At 39.0% G+C, this 4435-nt stretch carries 2 protein-coding genes; both read right to left on the bottom strand.

The window, feature by feature from the left end; all coding sequences use genetic code 11:
- Nucleotides 1–3579: non-ribosomal peptide synthetase (locus JO950_RS21360; protein ID WP_202704451.1), on the bottom strand; the 3579-nt coding region annotated here is incomplete at its 3' end.
- Nucleotides 3579–4435, bottom strand: an 857-nt coding sequence (locus JO950_RS21355) for a non-ribosomal peptide synthetase (protein ID WP_202704450.1), incomplete at its 5' end; no start/stop codon positions are given. The genes JO950_RS21360 and JO950_RS21355, both read right to left, overlap by 1 nt.

Here is a 4435-nt window from a genome sequence, read left to right as displayed (position 1 = left end):
CTGTTTATAAACCATACGAAGGGCATCGTGATGCCTCGTCAAATCTTCTATGCTCTTCTCCAGTATACTGCTATCCAGCTCTTCCTTACTATACAGTAAAACAGATTGATTGAAGTACTCATGTACTTTTATCTCCTCTGATTTGAAAAACCATTCCTGGATTGGGGTCAGCACAACAGCACCACTCACTTCACTTTGATCGCTAACCTGGGTGGTCAGTTCTATTAACCGCGCCAGCTCTTCCAGTATAGGCGTTCGAAGAAGATGCTCTACTTTAAGTCTGTAGCCAAGCTGTTTTAATCTGGCTACCACCTGAATTGACTTGATGGAATCGCCACCCAGATTGTAAAAACTATCCTTGATACTGATACCTTCTTTTTTTAATACCTCTGACCATACCGAAACTAAAACCTCTTCCTGTTCTGTTCCCGGTGCTGCATATTCAACACCACTTGATAATCCCGCAATTCCAGGGTCCGGTAATGCTTTTTTATCTATCTTACTATTGGCCGTTAATGGGATGGCCTCGAGTTGAACAAAATGCGCCGGAAGCATATACTCTGGTAACGTTTGTTTTAAATAAGCTCGTAAATCACTTGCGTTCTGCTCGACATTAGAAACGATATACGCCACGAGTTCTTTTTCTCCCGACTCGTTCTCTCTTGCTAAAACTACTCCTTGCTTTATCTCTTCGTGATTCGATAAAGCATATTCTATCTCTCCAAGCTCTATCCTGTGTCCTCTTATTTTTACCTGATCGTCTTTTCTCCCTATGAACTCGATGTTTCCATCGGGTAGCCAACGACCCAAATCGCCTGTTTTATATAACCGCGTAAAACCTTTTGACTTATCTGTTTCAGTAGCAAATGGATTTACAATAAATCGTTCCTGTGTTAAATTTGTGTTGTTTAAATATCCTCTTGCTAATGCAACTCCTCCTATGTACAACTCTCCTGTCACCCCTATTGCAACAGGCTGCATATTCACGTCAAGAACATACACACTGACATTATTGATTGGCTTGCCTATTGGTATATTACTATTGCGTGTATCTGCTTTACTTACTATATAACTTATTGAAATGTCAGTAGCTTCCGTAGGTCCATAAACATTGGTAACAATACATTTGCTACCTTCTGTAAATAATCTTGTAATTGGCTTTATGTCAAGAGGCTCTCCACCTAATGCCAGATTCTTTAGAGACCGAAGCATATTGACACTATCATTATTGGAGTTAAGTAAAGAATTAAACACGCTAGGTACGCAATTTAAAAGCGTTACTTTTTTCAGCAAAATCTCACTAAGAATAACTTCCGGAATAAAAACTCCCGTAGGCGCCATAACCAACATCCCACCTCTGAATAAAGGGGCTAAGATATTTTTACTGGCAGCATCAAATCCTAAAGGGATGACGATTAGAGATCTTGTGTTAGTATCAATCTCATGACTTGTTATATACCACCAGTACAGATTGACTGCACTTCTATGCTCCACCATCACACCTTTAGGTTTCCCTGTTGAACCAGACGTATAAATTACATAGGCCAGATTACCTGGAGTATAAAATTTTGATAATGCTTCTGAACCATAGTTCTCTGAATCAAACTCAACGTCAATGGCAAAAACTTCTCCTTCATAATAATCAATATCATAAATGAAACTAGCCTCTGTTATCAGTAATTTTAAACCGGTGTCTTTTACAATATATTCCTTTCTGGAAGATGGGTACTCCGGATCGATCGGAACATAAGCGCCTCCAGCTTTTAATACCCCCAGTATCGAAATAATCATCCACTCACTTCTGTCTAATTGTATTCCTATTAGATTATCTGGCTGAATGTCGTAATTATCCCTTAAATAATGAGCCAGCTGATTTGACTTCTCATTGAGCTCACGGTAAGTCTGTTGTTTTTCACCAAAAACTACAGCTATGTTGTCGGGTGTCCTTTCCACCTGTTCTTCAAACAAGTCTACTATCGTCTTATCTTTTGGATAAGCTACTGCTGTGTCATTAAAAGTTACCAACAGTTCGCATTTCTCTTTCTCAGAAAGGTAATCAATATGCGAGATTTTTTGTTCCGGATGAGATAATAGCGAATTTAGAATACGTTTGAAATGTATCATTAAGCGTTCTATCATCTCCCGCTCATAGATATCTACATTATATATTAATTTGAAATGAATATAATCTCCAACCTCTTTGAAATGCAATTCTATATCATTCTTCACTTTAGAAAAACCATTATCCGACACTTGATTTATGACGTCATTATTCAGTCCCTCTATCCCTTTAATTTCTGTAGTATTATGATAAGTGATTGATATGTCGAAGACTGGATTTCTACCCATATCTCTCTGAAGGCCTAAGCCTTCTACCAAACGATCGAAAGGATACATTTGATGGCTATAACTCTTTAAGGTTTGTTCTTTTAAGCTTTCGTAAAAACTGTCAAAGCTTTCCTCAGGATTAACCTCATTTCTTAAAGCCAGTGTATTTACATAGAACCCAATCTGGTCTTCCAAATTGGCATGAACTCTACCAGCTACAGCAGTTCCTATGATGATATCCTTCTCCCCTGTGTAACGGTAAATCAACACATTCCAGGAGGCCAGTAAGCTCATGAATAGGCTGCTCCCTTTCTCTCGGGTATATTCTTTGAGTTTGTCCGTTGTTTCTTTATCCACATAAGTGACTAAGCCATGACCGTTATAGGTCTTAACATGAGGACGTTGTTTAGCACCCGGTAGATCCAGTAATGGCAATTCTCCAGAGAACTTGTCCAGCCAATATATTTTATGTACGTCAAATGAATCCTCATTCAACCGAGCTAACTGCCAGTCGCAATAATCTTTGTAATGGATTCTTAATTCCTTTAAATCGGGCTCTCTGCCTGTCTGATATGCTTCATAGTATTTCAATACATCTTTAGTCAATACCTCCATAGACCAGTCATCGCTGATAATATGGTGCATATTGAAGTAGAATACATATTCCTCATCTTCTACCTGAAGTAAGGCTGCTCTGAATAAAGGCCCTTTGATCAGATCAAATGTCTGATGGGAATCGGCCGCGATATAAGCTTGTACCTTATCTTTCTTATTATCCTCTTCTCTAAAATCCAAGGAGTGAATGCTAAAGCCCAGATCTTCCCTTTCCAGTACCCATTGCCTGACCTCACCTGACTCCTCTTCTCTAAATACGGTTCTTAAAATCTCATGACGATCGATTGTGGCATCAATCGCCCGCTTGAAGTTTTCAACTTCAATGTCCTGATTCAGGTAGGTACTCTCTGGTAAATTATACGCTACCGAACTTGCTTCGAATTGGCTCAAGATCCACATTCTTCTTTGGGCTGATGACAATTTAAACGGCCCCTTTCTCTTTATTGGCATGATGTCCTGATAATCTGCGTAGGCATCCTTTGCACTAAGATAGGCTATCAACTCAAATTTATTCGCTTTGATTTGCTGCAATAACTCATCAGACATCAAATCACTATTGTGCTTGACTTTTAATCGATCTTGTTCAACCGACAGAAAAATTCCATTATCCAGTAATTGGGCGATTAATTTATCCATTATATTTCAAGTTCGTGTTTAAATTCAATATCGTTACTCCCGCGATTCATTTGAATAACCTTCATAATCGATTCAATCTTATTGCTCAAATTACCAATGTTTGTGTTCTCAAATATATCATTAATTCTTAGTTCTATATTCATTTCCCGATGAACTAAAGTTACTAACCTGATTACCATTAATGAATTCATGCCTAAACCAAAAAAGTCATCCAATACTCCAATCTTTTCCCTTCTCAGGACTTCCTCACAGATTTTTACCAGTCTCTCTTCCAGCTCATTTCGTGGCGCTACATAGGCAACACCACTCGATAGTCCCGCACCCTCAGGATTTGGTAATGCTTTTTTGTCTATTTTACCATTGGCCGTTAATGGGATGGCCTCAAGTTGAACAAAGTACGCCGGAAGCATATACTCCGGCAGCGACTGTTTTAAATAAACTCTTAAATCACTTGCGTTCTGCTCAATATTAGAAACGATATACGCTACAAGTTCTTTCTCTGCTGACTCGTTCTCTCTGGCTACAACAACTGCCTGGTTTACAGCTTCATGTTTTACTAAAGCATGTTCTATCTCTCCAAGCTCTATCCTGTGTCCTCTTATTTTTACCTGATCGTCTTTTCGGCCTATGAACTCGATGTTGCCATCGGGTAGCCAACGACCCAAATCGCCTGTTTTGTACAGACGCTCTCCTGCTCTAAAAGGATTTATGATAAACTTCTCCTGACTTAACGCTTCCTTATTTAAATAACCTCGTGCTACCTGATCTCCTCCAATCAAAATCTCGCCTAAAACCCCAACCGGCTGAAGCGAATTCTTTTCATTTACAATGTAAATCTGTGTATTGTCAACAGGCT

Source organism: Flavobacterium sp. UGB4466 (genome assembly GCF_903469665.1).
Taxonomy (GTDB): domain Bacteria; phylum Bacteroidota; class Bacteroidia; order Flavobacteriales; family Flavobacteriaceae; genus Flavobacterium; species Flavobacterium lipolyticum.
This window is presented reverse-complemented; position numbering and strand designations above follow the sequence as displayed.